Here is a 16,833-nt window from a genome sequence, read left to right on the forward strand (position 1 = left end):
TTGCAATATATAGCTCGACCTATATAACCAAACGATAAAGGAGCGTGAACATAATGAGTAAGGAACCGAATACGCTGGTGAGCGAGGAAATGCCAAGCACGGATGGGAGCGGAGTGCAAACGGAAAAGGTGTCGGCAAAAGCGCAGACAGAAAGCTCCCTTTTTCCAACCTACGCAAGATACCCGCTTACACTGGTGAAAGGACAAGGAAGCTGGCTGTGGGACGATCAGGGCAAGCGTTATCTGGATTTCATGTCAGGCATTGCCGTTACCAATCTCGGCCATGCGCCTCAAGCAGTAGCTGAACGATTGAAAAAACAAATCGATGAATTGTGGCATGTATCCAATTTGTTTCATATTCCGGGGCAAGAACGGGCTGCTGCCTTGCTGACAGCCAATAGCAGCGCAGATGCCGTGTTTTTCTGCAACAGCGGGGCCGAAGCGAACGAAGCTGCAATTAAGCTGGCGCGTCGTTACCACCAGAAGGTAAAGCAGACCGGTCGCTATGAAATCATTACGTTCACGCAATCCTTTCACGGACGGACGCTGGCAACCTTGACCGCTACGGGTCAGGACAAAGTTAAAGAGGGATTTTTACCGCTTCCTGCCGGGTTCAAAAGTGTTCCGCTTCATGATCAGACGGCGCTTGAAGCAGCCATCAGTGAGCATACGGCGGCAATTATGCTGGAAATGGTGCAGGCCGAAGGTGGTATGTATCCGGTAGACCCTGCTTTCGTAGATGTGATTACAAAGCTGTGCCGCGAGCATGGTTTGCTGCTGATCATTGACGAGGTGCAAACAGGTATGGGACGGACGGGCAAGCTGTTTTCCTTTGAGCATTATGGTATAGAGCCGGATATCTTTACATTGGCGAAAGGACTGGGCAGTGGTTTCTCTGTGGGTGCGATGCTAGGCAAAGGATATTTGCGTGAAGCGTTCACAGCGGGCAGTCATGGTTCTACCTTTGGAGGTACGCCACTTGCTATGGCAGCGGTTCAAGCTACTATTGAAACGATTATTGATGACAAGCTGCCAGAACGTGCAGCTGAGATGGGAGATTACCTTTTCCATAGTCTGCAAAAGCAGCTTGGGGATAGTCCGTTTGTAAAGGATATCCGTGGAAAAGGTCTGATGGTCGGTATTGAGTGTGCGGAACCGGTAGCGGAGCTTGTTTTGGCAGGACAGAAGAAGGGCATTCTGTTCATTACAGCAGGACCGAACGTGATTCGTCTGTTGCCTAACTTGTATGTAACGAAAGACGAAATAGATCAGGCTGTAACATTGATTGCTGAATTGATTCGGGAGCATGTGGCTTAGTGTAAAGGCCAAATCATCCTTCCTAGACTAGAGTGTAAAAGGAGACGATAGCATGAGCCAGAGCGGCGCACTGCAGCAGATGAATTTGAAAGGACGGGACTTCCTGGAGCTGGACGATTACTCTCCAGAGGAAATCCAGTATTTAATTGATCTCGCCATTGAAATTAAGCGTAAGCACAAAAACGGGGAAACCTATCAGCCGCTAAAAGGGAAAACGCTCGGACTGATTTTCGAAAAATCCTCTACACGTACACGGGTATCTTTCGAAGTCGGTATGTATCAATTGGGCGGGCATGCCCTTTTCCTCAGCAAAAATGACATTCAACTGGGACGCGGCGAACCGATTAGCGACATGGCTCAAGTCATGTCACGTTATCTGGATGGCATTATGATTCGTACCTTTGGGCACGATAATGTGGTAGAGTTGGCACGTTATGCGTCCGTTCCTGTGATAAATGGATTGAGTGATTTGGCGCATCCATGCCAAGTACTAGCCGATTATCAAACCTTGTATGAGCAAAAGGGTAAGCTAAAAGGGCTCAAATTAGCTTACATCGGAGACGGTAACAATATGGCTCATTCCCTCTTGATTGGGGGAGCAAAGCTTGGAGTGCATGTGTCCATTGCAAGTCCAGTTGGATACGAGCCGGACCCGAGTGTGGTCGCAGCTTCCCGTGAAATTGCCAAACAGACAGGTAGTGAGATCGTTATAACCCAAAGTCCGCAGGAAGCAGTACAAGATGCGGATGCGATCTACACAGATGTGTGGGCGAGCATGGGGTTTGAGGAAGAGCAGAAGGAGCGGGAGCTTGCTTTTGCCGATTTCCAGGTGAATGAGGAGCTGGTCAAGCTGGCGAAGCCGGATTATTTATTCCTGCATTGTCTTCCTGCGCATCGTGGGGAAGAAGTGAGCGCAGGCGTAATCGATGGTCCGAATTCGGTCATCTTTGATGAAGCGGAGAATCGTCTGCATGCGCAAAAAGCGCTGTTAGTTGCTTTAATGGCATAAGGTTGATAGGTATTGATAGGTAAAAAAGATAAAGGCTAGAAGCATTCGGGGAGGACTTCAACAATGGCAAAAGAAAAAATCGTACTCGCATATTCCGGCGGTCTGGATACGTCGGTCATTCTGAAATGGCTCAAAGAAACTTATGATGCTGAAATCATCGCATTCACCGCAGATATCGGTCAAAAGGAAGAACTGGACGGTTTGGAGGAAAAGGCACTCGCTACGGGCGCTTCCAAAGTGTACATTGATGATCTGCGTGATGAATTCGCCAAGGATTTTATCTATCCGATGTTTCAGGCGGGTGCTTTATATGAAGGACAATATTTGCTCGGAACGAGTATTGCACGTCCATTGATCGCTAAGCGGATGGTCGATATTGCGATTGCCGAGGGAGCAACAGCAATCGCTCACGGCGCAACAGGCAAAGGTAACGATCAGGTGCGCTTCGAGCTGAACGCGGCGGCGTTAACGCCGGATATCAAGGTGATCGCACCTTGGCGGCTGGAAGAGTTCCGCAATCAGTTTCCGGGCCGGGCAGAAATGATTGCCTATGCGGAAAAACACGACATTCCGGTAACCGCTTCTGCAGCCAAGCCATACTCCATGGACCGTAATCTGCTGCATATCAGCTATGAAAGCGGCGTGCTGGAGGACCCTTGGTTTGATCCGAGCGCTCCTGAAAATAAAGAAATGTTCTTGCTCAGCAACGCGCCTGAGGACGCTCCTGATGAAGCAGAATATTTGGAGTTGGAGTTTGAAGCAGGTAACTGCGTTGCTTTGAACGGAGAACAGCTAACTCCGCTGCAAGTGATGGAAAAACTGAATGAACTGGGCGGCAAGCATGGTATCGGACGTGTAGATATGGTGGAAAACCGTTTTGTTGGCATGAAGAGTCGTGGAGTCTATGAGACGCCGGGCGGTACGATCCTGTTCACAGCTCACCGCAAAATGGAATCTATCACGATGGACCGCGAGGTTATGAATCTGCGCGATAGTCTGATTACCCGTTATGCTACCTTGGTTTACAACGGTTTCTGGTTCGCGCCAGAACGTGTTGCTTTGCAGGCTCTGGTTCATGAGAGTCAGAAAAATGTCAGTGGTACCGTACGCGTGAAGCTGTACAAAGGCAATATTATCGGCGCAGGCGTTAAAAGTCCGGTTAGCTTGTACAACCCGGACATTGCGACTATGGAAGCCGATCCGACACAAGCCTACGATCAAGGCGATGCAACAGGCTTTATCCGCTTGAATGCTCTGCGTTTGAAGGTCAATGCGGGCGTAACACAAAATCATAAATAATGATGTAACCTAAAAAATGTACGGGATGCGGGCCGTTCTTGTCCAAACGACGAGGGCGGCTTGTAATGCAGAGAGGGGATCATGCAATGAGTAAGCTATGGGGCGGACGGTTTACGAAGCAAACGAACAAGCTGGTAGAGGAATATACGGCTTCTATCGGGTTTGATCAGGCGTTGGCGGAAGAAGATATTCAAGGCAGTTTGGCTCATGTGGCCATGCTGGGGAAATGCGGAATTATTCCGCAGGAGGATGCACACACGATCAAGGAAGGGCTGCACACGGTCCTGGAGCGTATCCGCCGTGGGGAAATTGAATTTTCCGTTTCGGATGAGGATATTCATATGAATATCGAAAAAAATCTAATTGAGGCCATTGGTCCGGTCGGGGGTAAGCTGCACACTGGACGCAGCCGTAACGATCAGGTAGCAACGGATATGCACTTGTATTTGCGCGGACGTGTGGTATCGCTGGTGGGTATGCTGCATGATGTACAAGCTGCATTAATCGGCCAGGCAAAGGATAATCTGGACACGATTGTACCTGGATACACACATTTGCAGCGTGCGCAGCCTATTTTATTTGCACATCATCTGCTGGCGTATGTGTCTATGCTGGAGCGTGATATTGACCGACTCAAAGACAGCTACAAGCGGATTAACGTGTTGCCGCTCGGTGCTGGCGCTTTGGCCGGGACCACTTTTCCGATCGACCGTCACTTTGTAGCCGAGCAGCTGGGATTTGATGGTGTATATGAAAATAGCCTCGATGCCGTCAGCGACCGGGATTTTATCGTAGAGTTCCTGGCTGGCGCCTCGCTGATTATGACGCATTTGTCTCGTCTGAGCGAAGAATTGGTGCTATGGAGCAGCACGGAGTTTGGTTTTGTCGAGCTGGATGATGCTTTTTGCACAGGCAGCAGCATTATGCCGCAGAAGAAAAACCCGGACGTACCAGAGCTGGTACGTGGTAAAACCGGACGTGTCTATGGAAACCTCGTGGGCTTGTTGACCGTACTGAAATCCTTGCCGCTGGCGTACAACAAGGATATGCAGGAGGACAAGGAAGGGATGTTCGATACCGTTGCCACGCTGGAAGGAGCCTTGCAACTGTTCGCACCGATGATCGCCACGATGAAGGTGAACAAGGATCGTATGCGTCAAGCGGTCAACCAGGATTTTTCCAACGCAACGGATATTGCGGACTTCCTGGTCGGCAAAGGGCTTCCGTTCCGTCAGGCGCATGAGGTCATTGGCAAAACCGTACTGTATTGCATCCAGCATGGAAAATACTTGCTTGATCTGACACTGGACGAATTCCAGAAGTTTTCGGATCTGTTTGACGAGCGTATCTATGAGGTACTTCAACCAGAAGCGGTGGTTAATGCACGGAATGTATATGGCGGAACCGCTACCGGGCAGGTACAGGCAGCTATTGGGCGCAGTGAACAGCTCCTGGCGAATACATCAACATGGTTTGAAGGGCACAAGTCGAAAAATTAATCAGTAAAGAAAGATATTATTCTCTTGCATAGCAGCGGGATGCTGTGTAAAATCAAATTTTAAGGAATTAGCAATCTAAGTTTCAGAGGCACCGTTCGCGGTGTCTTTTGTGTTTTTGGGGGCATTAATTCATAGTTCCAAATACCTATTAATACACTGGTGTGAAAGTTTCTAGAATTTACATTTTTGTATACTACACCTATGATGATTATGGTAGAATAGCACTAAGTTTTTCATCGAATTACCAATTCAATAGGACAAGAACTATATTCAATAAATAAATGTCAAGTTACTAGGGGCTCTTTTGATCAGGGGAATTTCATAAATGTGTAAATGAAGGGCTTGAATGAGAACATAGGTATGTCCTGGTTTTGGGAGAACGGTAAGTAAAAGCTCTAAAGTAGCGACGTAGCTGAAGGCAGAGTCGGGATGATCCAGGGAGGTATTATGAGAACTAAAAGGACGGCGCGTCAGTTAAAGAGCGCTTGGATCGGTTATCGCGCTTCCGAAGCCGATCAACTGATATCTTCATTGCATGAGGAACGGGTGCAAGCGGAGGAGTTACTGCGTGAGGAGCGGGAACTTTTTCACGCGGCGCTGGAGCGGAAAAAGCAGCGGGATGCGGAGTTAAAGCAGCTGCTTGCAGATGCGCTTGCGGAAGAGCGGCGCTGGATTGAAAGGGCGGGAATTCATGGGTGACAAGCTTAGGTGGCAGGTTGGAGGAGTTTCAATTCGCCAAACCAAGAGAAGAATAAAAGAAGAGCGTCAGCGAATCGAACAACTGCAACAACAGCTAGAGGCTCAGCGGTCAGAGCAGGCCCCGGTGCTGTACAAGCTTGATTTTCATATCGAAGAGTTGGAACGGCGACTTCAGGATACAGAACTTCGTATCCAGGCGATACAGAACGCCAATGATACAGCAGCAGCTGTGGAACAATTGCTGGATGAAGGGTTACAGGATGGACAGGTGCAGGAGGCTCAAGTCCAATATGCATCTGGGCAGGAACAGGTAGCGGCAGGAACGGCTATGGGCGCTGCTTCCAGTATCCCTGGTACGGAAGGCGAAGAGGCAGCAAGAGGAACGCAGAGCGGACGAAACGGCAAGGCCCGTCTGGGGGATCAACTGGTGGAGAACGGGATGATCACCCGCGATCAGCTGACAGATGCCATCCGCAACCAGAAGCGCTACGGTGGCAGGCTGGGCGATATTCTTGTAGAGATGGGCTTCATTACAGCTGAGCAGCTCCAGGAACAGGTTGGCGGCGACGAGTCCAAAGAGCGCCTAGGCGATATGCTGGTTCGTTCCGGCTATATATTGCCGGAACAACTGGAGCGTGCACTGGAGTTCCAGGCGAAGAGCGGTGGGCTGCTTGGTGACATCCTGCTCTCATTGCAAATGCTGGAACCTGCGGATTTGTACCGCGCGATTGCTACACAGAACCGAATCGGGCGTATTGGTGAGGAGCTCGCGCTGGATGCGGCGTACAAACTACCCGAGCAAGTGGCAATGGCTTATGGCGTGGTCGTCATCCATCAATATATGAACCGTTATATTGTGGCGGTCAGCGATCCACTGCCAGAAGAGCGACGCTTGAAGCTGGAAGAAATTTTGGGTATGCCGGTAGAGCAGGTGCTTGCTACGAAGGAAGAGATGGAGCAGCTCTGGGGTAAAATCTACGGTGAAGAAATGATGCAGGAGAGCACGACCGGGCTGTTGGAAAAAGAGCCGCACAATTCGGCGCGGACGACTTTTACAAAGGGACAACTTTGGGTGTTCGCGGCCATGGGTATGATTACACTGCTCGGTCTCTTATGGAACAGTTGGAAAACGGTGTTGATCATCAATATGATGATTCAGCTGTTTTATTTTGCGATGACGCTATTTAAGTTTGGCATTATTTATCTCGGTTCCCGGCGTGGGGCGCAGCTTCGTTTTACGAAGGAAGAAGTTGACGCCATGGATGAAAAGAAACTGCCGATCTATACCATTCTGGTACCTATGTATAAGGAAGCGGGCGTACTTCCGATGTTGTTGCGGAATTTGGAGCAGCTGGATTATCCAAAGTCCAAGCTGGATGTGCGGCTGCTGATTGAAGAGGATGACATTGAGACGATCGAGCTACTTCGGGAAATGAAGCTGCCGGCCTATTACACGACACTGGTCGTTCCAGACGGTTTGCCGAAAACCAAGCCGAAGGCATGTAATTATGGACTGATTCGGGCACGTGGCGAATTTGTCGTGATTTACGATGCTGAAGATCGTCCCGACGCTGATCAGCTTAAAAAGGTCATTGCAGCGTTCGATTCACTCCCTGAGCATTATGCGTGTATTCAAGCGAAGCTTAACTACTTTAATAGTACACAAAATTTGCTGACCCGCTGGTTCACTCAAGAATACAGTATGTGGTTCGAGCTACTGCTACCAGGTATTATGCAGTTAGATACCCCAATTCCTTTAGGCGGCACATCCAATCATTTTCGGGTATCTGTATTAAAAGATATTAATGCGTGGGACCCCTATAATGTAACCGAGGATGCCGATCTGGGCATACGTCTGTATAAAGGCGGCTACAAAACTGCTATTGTTGATTCCCGCACATGGGAGGAAGCTAACAGCCGCGTGGGCAACTGGATTCGTCAGCGGTCACGCTGGATCAAGGGGTATATGCAGACATGGCTGGTTCATATGCGAAATCCGGTTAAGCTGGTGCGCGAAGTGGGCTGGAAAGGCTTTTTCGGCTTCCAGGTGATGATTCTGGCAACTCCGATGTTGCCATTGCTGAATCCGATTTTTTGGGGGTTGCTTATTTTATGGTTTGGCTGGGAGTTGTCCTTTATTCCCAAGCTATTCCCGGGTTATGTGTATTACCTGGCCAGCGCGGAGTTTTATATCGGTAACTTTCTGTTCGTATTCAGTAATGTGGCCGGAATGTATTGGGTCATCGGGGAACTGGAAGAGCGCGGTGAACGAACATTTTCATACGCGATGGTCAAATACGGGCTACTCTCGCCGTTATATTGGGTACTTATGAGTATAGCTGCGGTGAAAGCCGCTTGGCAGCTCATTACCAAGCCGTTCTATTGGGAGAAGACCACCCATGGTCTGACCGATATGCACGATTTGGATGATACTCCGGCACAGTCCTCCTGAATATGAAGAAAGAAGGAGCAAGAATGGAGACAAAAACACCTTTTTTATCCGTCGTCATTCCCATGTACAATGAAAGCTCGCATCTCGAGCGTTCACTTAAGGTAATTGATGGGGTACTGTCTGTTGTCACCTCACGCTATGAGCTCATCATTGTAGATGATGGTTCCAAAGACGATACGTGGCTCAAGCTGTCCGAGTTGTCCCGTCGTATGCCCTCTTTGCTCGCGCTCCGGCTGAGTCGGAATTTCGGCAAGGAGCTGGCGCTGTGTGCAGGTCTGGAAAATGCCTCTGGCGATGCAATCATTGTCATGGACGGTGATTTGCAGCATCCTCCTGAAATGATTGGAGAAATGGTACGTTTATGGCAAAATGAAGGTTATGATTTGGTCGAATGTGTGAAAGAATTTCGGGGAGAAGAGTCGGTGGGCAAAAAGCTCGGAGCTTCTTTGTTCTACGCGACCCTGAACCGCTTGACGGGCTTTAATCTCAAGGATGCCTCCGATTATAAGCTACTGGATCGACGAGTGGTGGATGCCTGGATGGCGATGCCAGAACGGATGCCATTTTTCCGTGGGATGACGGCCTGGCTAGGTTTCCGCAAAACCCAGATTTCATTCCGGGTGGCTCCACGCGAAGAGGGGCCAAGCCGCTGGAGTCCGTTAGGGCTGATTCGACTGGCAGCAGAAGCGATCGTTTCGTTTTCGACAGTACCGTTGCGGGTAGTAAGTCTGATGGGCCTCATTTTTATGCTGATTTCAGTCGTATTGGGGATTCAGACCTTAATGCGCAAATTAACGGGTGACGCTGTGACCGGTTTTACCACTGTCATTTTGCTGCTCTTGATTATTGGCAGTGTACTCATGCTGTCGATTGGAGTGGTAGGAGAATATATTGCCGCCATATATCACGAAGTCAAAGCTAGGCCTCGCTATCTGATAGCAGATAAACGGGCGAATGCTGACCGATTGTGGGTGGACAGGGAGTTTAATCAACATGATCAGACGTTCATATCTAAAGTATCCAATCATTAAATACGGTATTGTGGGGTTGCTGGGTACAGGTATCCATGTTGGTGTGCTTGTGCTGCTGGTGGAGTTGTTTACGGTACCAGCAGTAACGGCTACTACAATCGGATTCGTGGTTACATTGCTCGTTTCGTATGTGCTGAACCGAAACTGGACGTTCGAGCCTACCGGCGAGGGAAGCCGCACCCAGTTTCTTAAATATTTATTGGTCTGTACCTGTGGCTTGCTCTTAAATGCCGCTCTGATGTACGTGACCATTCACTGGATCGGTTGGTCGTATCTGATCGGTGAAGTACTAACCACCATCATCGTGCCTGTTCATAATTATTTCTGGAACCGCTACTGGATCTTCTCCGTTCCGCAACAGCGTCAGAAAGAGGTTTCATGATTTTAAGAAAACACGGAAAATTTCTATCGTTGTTTGCTTGTATTACTGCTCTTGAACTGGCCGTGGGTGTGTATTTTGCATTGTATCTTGGTTATATGCATACCGATGCGCTCAGTCGAGTGGCTAACGCATTTTATGTGCTATACAGTCGTGACCCACATTTGGGTGCTATCGGGTTTGTATGGAATCCGCTGCCCAGTTTGATGGAACTGATCGTGCTGTTGTTTTATCCTTTATTTCCAGTACTCGCTTCCCACGGGCTGGCGGCAGTGATTGTGAGCAGCCTGTTTGCAGGGGCGAGCGCGGCATTATTGTATGCGACGGGCAAACAGTTGGGGCTTCACGGTGCAACTAGCTTGCTGATTGCGCTGTTATTTTCACTGAATCCATTTATGTTTCTGTTTGGCTTCAACGGCTTAAGTGACTCGCCATATATCTTTTTCATCCTGTTGACAGTGAGTCGATTTTGTATGTGGTTGAAGGATCGCAAGGCGGCGAATTTGATCGTATCCGGTTTTGCGCTTGCACTAGCATTTTGGGTACGCTATGAAGCGGTCCCGCTTGGCGTTGCGATGGCTTTGGGTGTATTGCTGACGATCTTTTTTCTGCATCGGTGGCGTACAAACAGAGAGAGGGTTAGAACGGAATTGTCTTTAAAAGAGCGCCTCTACAAGGTGGAAGCGACATGGCTTCTATTGTTGTTGCCACTGGTCTTTTCCGGTCTGCTGTGGCTCTTTTTTAACTGGATTATCATGGGTGATCCGCTTTACTTTTTACGCTCGCAATATTCCAATTCCACACAATCAGCGGCTTTGTTGGAGGATCAACGCTTTGTGGCCATGTTTGCCCACCCTGTGCTGATGCTAAAGTTTATTGGGCAACGAACCTTATGGTATGCTGCTCCGCTGATTGCCATTTTGCTCATACGACTATTGGACAAACGTCTGTTGAGCTGGACTACGTTAACGCTACTGGCCATTTTTTTATCGGTGCCAGGACTTCAGCTTTTACTGATGCTCAAGCAGTCTTCTTTTGGCTGGTTCCGATATTTTATGTATGTATTCCCGATTACGGTTGCCTGGTTGCCGTATGAGCTAAGTTTATTGAAGGGAAAAATGAGGGGGATCGGAATCTCTCTGGTAACAGCAGGAATGTTGGTAACAGCAGGCTTGTTATCCTACGCACTGACGAACCCCGCGATTGCAGCAGATGAACATAGCTATTTGACGCATAGTGGTAATGAAAGCTACGAGCGTCAAATTATTGAGCGGAAAATAGCGCCGTGGCTGGATGAGCATTATGGTACATCTCTCATTTTGACAGATTCTTATGCCGCCTATCCGATCATTTTGAGCAGCAAAATTCCGAAGAAGTTTATGATTACGAGTGATTTTGATTTTGGAGAATCTTTGATGGATCTGCCTGCTTCCAAGGTGGATTATGTCTTGGTCACGCGCTTGGTGGATGGGGTACCGCTGGATCAGGTAAACCGGAGCTATCCTGATTTATTCGAAAAGGGAGCGTCGTGGGCCTCACTGGTACATGACTTTGACGGGCAGTGGCGATTGTACAAAATAGAGCATGAAGAATCGAAATAATTATTATATTTTAGTGCAGCGTAGCGGAGGGAAGAATACAGCTGTAGGGTGTGAGTGGGCTACAGCTGTATCACCGCAAGAAGTTTGAGGGGGAACGAGAGGAATGTCCTTTCGCAAATGGTCTGCAAGCAGATGGATGGCTATAGGTCTGTTTGTATTTATACTTGCATTGGAGCTGTCTGCGGGCATCTATTTCAGCTATGTTCTGGGATATATGCACACAGACGCGCTCAGTCGCGTAGCTAATGCATTTTATGTGTTGTACAGCCGTGACCCGCATCTGGGTGCAATCGGATTTATCTGGAATCCACTACCCAGTCTTCTGGAGATGGTGATTCTACTGCTGTATCCAATCTTTCCGGCATTAGCCACCTATGGATTGGCTGCTGTCATTCTTAGTGCTACCTTTGCCGCTTTGACCGCTATGTTGCTGTATCGGGCGGGGGTCAGAACAGGGCTTAGCTCAGGGATGAGTATCATGCTGGCACTGTTGTATGCACTGAATCCGTTTATTTTACTGTTTGGTGCCAATGGGCTGAGCGATTCGCTATACATATACTTCATTATGATGACGGTGATTGAGTTTGCATTGTGGCTCAAGGATCGCATGACGGCAAGTCTGATTGTTTCTGGATTAGCGCTTGCCATGGCGTTCTGGACTCGCTATGAAGCGGTTCCTTTGGGCGTGGCAATGGCGGGTGGCGTGGTATTGGCGATCATGTTTCTTCATCGAAACATGGGCAGACGTGAACTGGCCTTGCGAGAAAAACTGCACAAGGTCGAGGCAACTTGGTTACTGCTTCTGCTCCCTGTGGTCTTTTCCGGGCTGTTGTGGATTTTCTTTAACTATCTCATTATGGGGAATGCTTTTTACTTCCTGAATTCGGAGTATTCGAACACAGCCCAATCGGCAGAGCTGCTGAATGATGATAAGTTTGTAGAGATTTTCTCCAATCCGCTGGTGGCCTTGAAATTTATCGCTTCCAAAACACTCTGGTATTCGGTGCCGTTGTTTGCTATTCTGTTCATTCGTCTGTTGGGTGGACGCTTGTTCCGATGGGGAACACTGATTATTTTACTGCTGTTCCTGTCAGTGCCGGGGTTGCAGTTTTTACTCATGATGAAGCAATCTTCGTACGGGTGGTTTCGTTATTTTATGTACGTGTTCCCAATTACCGTAGCTTGGTTGCCCTATGAGCTGAGCCAGCTTCAGGGACGATGGCGGAGGGCAGCCTTTGGCCTGGTGTCCGTCAGTCTGCTGCTTACCGCTGGATTACTTTCCTATGCGTTGACTCGCCCGGATATTGCACCGGATGAGAACAGCTTTCTCACACGAACGGGTAATGTGAACTATGTGAGACAGGAGTCAGATCGTAAGATTGCCGTCTGGTTGGATGAGCATCTGCCGAAGTCTACCATTATGACCGATTCGGCTTCAGCCTACACGATGATTGTCTACAGCCAATATCCCAAACGCTTTCTGATTACCAGTGATTATTCGTTCAATAAGGCATTAAGTTATCCGCAGGATAACCATGTGGATTATATCCTGGTACCTAAGATCATGTCAGGTATGCCACTGAGTAAAATCAATATGGTATATCCGAATTTATATGAGAAAGGCGCTCCTTGGGTCCAGCTTGAACGTGAGTTTAACGGTGAGTGGCGCTTGTACAAGGTGCTACCCAAGTCACTAACTAAAGGATCTCCATTAACAGAGACCACGACAAATCCCTAATGGGCATAATAAATCCCCGAGCCTATCCCTTCGCCATGGTGCCATGAGGGAAGCTGCGGGGATTTTTTTAACCTGTTTAGTGCTCTTTGAGCGGTAGCCACGTCAGTACATCCTGAATTTTTGCGTCCCAGTATCCCCATTCATGAGCTCCAGGACCTTCTTCGTAGGTCAGCGGGACTCCGGCAGTATTACATGTTTCACGAAAAGCCTGATTTCCCTTATATAGGAAATCCTCCGTGCCGCAGCATTGGTAAAGCCGGGGAAGCGAGGTCCCCAAGGCCGCATGACGTTGTAACAGTTCCAGCAAGTCGTGATCCGTTCCACGTATTTCATCTGGACCAAAAATGTTAAGCCATTCCGCTGGACTCATCGCATTTTGCATAGGATCGGTGCGTGATGCGTGTAAATCCATGACTCCCGAAAGGCTGGCAGCGGCTGCAAAACGCTCTGGATGCTGTAGTGCCAGTTTGAAAGCACCATATCCACCCATAGAAAGCCCGGCTACAAAATTGTCTTCACGCTTGTCGGACAGAGGAAAGAATGAACGTGCCAAAGACGGCAATTCTTCACTGATAAAGGTCCAATAAGCCGCTCCTTGCTCCATATTCGTATAGAAACTTCGATGTACCTGGGGCATGACGACAGCTAGGCCCAATGAGGCGACATAGCGTTCAATGGAGGTTCGACGCAACCAGGTTGAATCATCGTCCGACAGGCCATGCAGCAAATATAGCGTCGGATGTGGCCCAGTTCCTTGCTTGCCCTCAAGTCCAATTTGCGAACGGGTTGCCTGAGGAAGAATAGCATGCATGGATGTGCTCAGGCCAAGAACTTCCGAATAAAACTGACATTGAATAAGAGCCATAAGAAGACCTCTTTTCCTAGGGTTTTGTGACCTCATTGCGGTGTTCCAGCATATGACCGAGTATTCATTCAGTATACCTTAGCCTGTCTAAATATACATATCCAAGTGGATGACTAGGCATTAAGTCCCGTATCTTGTTTATCCTACAATAGGAGGGCTTGTGGTTATATGGGACGATTTTTTTAATTTGGGGGTTATTTGGGTTTGATTTCTGGTAAAGTGTTTAAAAAAGAATGATGAATCCAATCAGAGGAGGAATTTATAGCATGGGGAAAAAGTTAAGAAACACAGTTACAGGTGTATTAAGTACAGGTCTTATTCTTAGCGCATTCAGCGCAGCGGCAGCGGCTCCGCAAACTACAAATGGCCATTGGGCAGGAGATCAGGTGGAACGCTGGACGGCTACAGGACAATTGAATGCAGCTGTGAAACCGGATGCGGCAATCACACGTGCAGAATTTATTGTTCTTCTGAACCGCAGCTTGGGTACGTTCACGCAGGATACTCCAGCTGTGACAGACGTAACGTATGCGGACAGTGTAAAAGTAAACGGTAATGGAGGCAGGAAGTTCACAGATGTACCAGCTTCTCACTGGGCATACAACGAGCTGACAAGTGCCGTGAATGCAGGTTACATAAGCGGCTATGCAGATAACAAGCTCAAACCAAATGGTAAGGTAACACGTCAAGAGGCTGCGGCTATCGTAGGCAAAGCTATTGGACTCACTGCGGGTAACGCAGCAGATGTTACTAAATTTATTGACTCCGACAAAATTGGATCTTGGGCAAAGAAAAGTGTAGCGGCAGCTGCGGAGCAAAAAATCATCAACGGTTATCCGGATGGTAAATTTCAGCCACTGAAGTCGCTGACTCGTGCAGAGGCAATTGCTATTCTGGACGCTGCTTCCGGCTACAACCTGAGCCCTGTTGATAATCTGACGACGACTCCTGGTGGAACGGTAACGGATTCCACATACAGCAACGTGACAGATTCCACTTATGGTAACACGTCGACTACTTCTGGCAGCGGAACAGAAGATAGCAGCACAAGTACAAGCACAGACAACACGACTACTACGGATAACTCTACAACAACAGAGACAAGCACAGAGACAACTACAAATACCGATACAACTACAGATAGCACTACAGACACAGCTACTGACGCAGTTGCAACTACGGAAGCACTGAAAGTCAACAATGTGTATGATGGAGAAGGTACAATTACGGGGACAGCTAAAGCAGGTTCCACAGTAACCGCCTATTCCAACGAACTGCCTATCGGCAGTGCAGTAGCCAAAGATGACGGCACATTTAGTATCAGTGTGCTTACTCAAAAAGCAACGGTTAAACTGGTAATCAAAGCTAAAGATGCAGACGGCAATGAAAGTGAGCCTGTAGAAATTTCTGTTTTGGGTAAACGCAGCGAGTAATTTATAGCTAAAATCCCCCTTTCACTCTGTCTGGAACAAGTCCAGCCGACAGTGGAAGGGGGATTTTTCGTTTATTCGCTTATACCGTCCTCGACAATAGACTTCTCGGGTTCACGTGTTTGTGGCTCAGACGATGTGCCACCGCCATAACTAGCTATAATGCGTTGCTGCGCTCGGTACGTATCGCGGCTGATTCGGGTGCGCTCGACGGCTTTCCCATCTACCTTTTTCACTCGAAATGTTTCTACCACATACCCTTCTTTGCCCTGCCGAAGTACTTGATAGAAGCCGGGGGAAAGTGAGTCATTACGGAGTCTTTTCTCCGGTATGGGAAGTACGCGAACCGTATGGGATTCCAGTTCATACGAAATATTGGACGGAAATGTACCGAAAAATTTAACAGTAAGCGTTCGGTTTTGGACAGCCGCACGAAGTAGTAAATGCTTGCCTGTATTGTTTCTAAAACGAAAATTAATGGACCCTGTAGCAAAAGTCGCATCCTGACCTTTGGGCAGGTAGCTGACTGGCAAAGAATGGTTGCGGCGCTCGACAATGTCCAAACCGACTCTCAGTGCTGCATTATACACCGTGCTGGATACCTGACAAATCCCGCCGCCTATGCCGGACTCCAACCGACCGTTCACGATCACTGGAGCTTCACGAAAGCCATGAGTGCGCTCAGCCTTGGTAATCAATTGGCCGTAGTCAAAAATGTCACCCGGCTTGAGAATTAAACCATCAACGGTGCTTGCCGCTGAATTAACGTTATAGACGCGTCCTTCCGAGCTGCTGCCGAGACTGGTGGAGAACTGGACAATTTTGCGCTCAATCCCTTCGTTACGTAGACTGTCCACCGAAATTTTCGGTTCCAGCTGACGGAACGGTAATTCCACTCGTACTGGCTCTTCCGAAGCGGTAAAATCCTTGGGCAGCGCCTTATCTAGTGCGGCGTCCAATCTGGGCCAATCTAGGCGTCGGGCAGAGCGCCCCGGAATATAACGAACCTGATCATTCCCGTCAATCTGTCGCACAGCATTGATAGGCATGCCGTATCGTTGCTCCTCCCAATCGGCTCCGAATTGGGCCCTTAATATCTCCTCCTGTCGGAAAGATGTGATAGACCATTCCTTCTCGAAGCTAAAACGTGTCTGTACACGAGTCCATAGATGCTCCGAGCTGAGCGCCTTCACGGCATTCCGAAATGCCTCCGCTTTATAATGAATCCCTGCTTCCCCGAGTGTAAGTTTTATATCCTGTGCACTGCTGTCACTGTCCGTCAGAAGCAGTGGACGTTGCTTCAATTCATCCAATTTTTTATCCACCAGCCGAAGAGCGGCTGTGTGATCCATGCTTCCTACGTTAATTCCTCCGACCCTCACTCCCTCCGGCAGCGTTTGTCTGTCTGCGTACAGATGAAGTCCTCCCCACAACATGGCCAGCGCCAGAACACCAGACCATATCCAAATGACAGATAAATGAATTTTTTTCATAATGCAGATGTCTCCTGTCTGA

Annotated in this window: 13 protein-coding genes; 11 read left to right on the plus strand and 2 right to left on the minus strand. The window is 48.5% G+C overall.

Features of this window, described 5'->3' with window-relative positions:
• The first annotated feature begins 53 nt into the window (after positions 1-53).
• From C1T21_RS05065 to C1T21_RS05110, 10 genes are all read left to right on the plus strand, one after another.
• The gene (locus tag C1T21_RS05065) at positions 54-1,316 is read left to right on the plus strand and encodes an acetylornithine transaminase (RefSeq protein ID WP_023990633.1); all 1,263 of its coding nucleotides are present in this window, start codon (positions 54-56) and stop codon (positions 1,314-1,316) included.
• 52 nt (positions 1,317-1,368) lie between these two features.
• A complete protein-coding gene (gene argF, locus C1T21_RS05070) occupies positions 1,369-2,325 on the plus strand; it encodes an ornithine carbamoyltransferase (protein WP_103047454.1) in 957 nt (318 codons plus the stop codon).
• A 63-nt stretch (positions 2,326-2,388) separates the two neighbouring features.
• A complete protein-coding gene (locus tag C1T21_RS05075; protein ID WP_103047455.1) occupies positions 2,389-3,624 on the plus strand; it encodes an argininosuccinate synthase in 1,236 nt (411 codons plus the stop codon).
• Positions 3,625-3,710: 86 nt separating this feature from the next.
• A complete protein-coding gene (argH, locus tag C1T21_RS05080) occupies positions 3,711-5,123 on the plus strand; it encodes an argininosuccinate lyase (RefSeq protein WP_103047456.1) in 1,413 nt (470 codons plus the stop codon).
• A gap of 447 nt (positions 5,124-5,570) precedes the next feature.
• A complete protein-coding gene (locus C1T21_RS05085; RefSeq protein ID WP_069292030.1) occupies positions 5,571-5,822 on the plus strand; it encodes a hypothetical protein in 252 nt (83 codons plus the stop codon).
• On the plus strand, positions 5,815-8,274 hold the full coding sequence (locus C1T21_RS05090; protein ID WP_103047457.1) for a cyclic di-GMP-binding domain-containing protein, MshE-related: 2,460 nt from the start codon (positions 5,815-5,817) through the stop codon (positions 8,272-8,274). Before C1T21_RS05085 ends, C1T21_RS05090 begins: the two co-directional genes overlap by 8 nt.
• A 23-nt stretch (positions 8,275-8,297) precedes the next feature.
• Entirely contained in the window at positions 8,298-9,305 is a 1,008-nt protein-coding gene (locus C1T21_RS05095) for a glycosyltransferase family 2 protein (RefSeq protein ID WP_025721702.1), read from the plus strand.
• Positions 9,268-9,687, plus strand: a complete 420-nt coding sequence (locus C1T21_RS05100) for a GtrA family protein (RefSeq protein WP_025721701.1) — start codon at positions 9,268-9,270, stop codon at positions 9,685-9,687. The genes C1T21_RS05095 and C1T21_RS05100 overlap by 38 nt, the downstream gene beginning before the upstream one ends.
• The gene (locus tag C1T21_RS05105; RefSeq protein WP_103047458.1) at positions 9,684-11,285 is read left to right on the plus strand and encodes an ArnT family glycosyltransferase; all 1,602 of its coding nucleotides are present in this window, start codon (positions 9,684-9,686) and stop codon (positions 11,283-11,285) included. The genes C1T21_RS05100 and C1T21_RS05105 overlap by 4 nt, the downstream gene beginning before the upstream one ends.
• 103 nt (positions 11,286-11,388) lie before the next feature.
• Positions 11,389-13,023, plus strand: a complete 1,635-nt coding sequence (locus C1T21_RS05110) for a glycosyltransferase family protein (protein ID WP_103047459.1) — start codon at positions 11,389-11,391, stop codon at positions 13,021-13,023.
• A 76-nt stretch (positions 13,024-13,099) separates the two neighbouring features.
• Here C1T21_RS05110 and C1T21_RS05115 read toward each other — a convergent pair whose 3' ends face one another.
• Positions 13,100-13,888 carry an alpha/beta hydrolase gene (locus C1T21_RS05115; RefSeq protein ID WP_103047460.1) on the minus strand — a complete coding sequence of 263 codons (789 nt, stop codon included), beginning with the start codon at positions 13,886-13,888 and terminating at the stop codon, positions 13,100-13,102.
• Between the two features lie 266 nt (positions 13,889-14,154).
• On the opposite strand from C1T21_RS05115, the gene C1T21_RS05120 reads away from it, so the two are divergent.
• Positions 14,155-15,321, plus strand: coding sequence for an S-layer homology domain-containing protein (locus C1T21_RS05120; RefSeq protein WP_103047461.1), 1,167 nt, complete (start codon positions 14,155-14,157; stop codon positions 15,319-15,321).
• Positions 15,322-15,392: 71 nt separating this feature from the next.
• Here C1T21_RS05120 and C1T21_RS05125 read toward each other — a convergent pair whose 3' ends face one another.
• Positions 15,393-16,811 carry a VanW family protein gene (locus C1T21_RS05125; RefSeq protein ID WP_103047462.1) on the minus strand — a complete coding sequence of 473 codons (1,419 nt, stop codon included), beginning with the start codon at positions 16,809-16,811 and terminating at the stop codon, positions 15,393-15,395.
• Positions 16,812-16,833 lie beyond the last annotated feature (22 nt).

The sequence above is a fragment of the Paenibacillus sp. F4 genome (genome assembly GCF_002894905.1).
Lineage (GTDB): Bacteria > Bacillota > Bacilli > Paenibacillales > Paenibacillaceae > Paenibacillus > Paenibacillus polymyxa_B.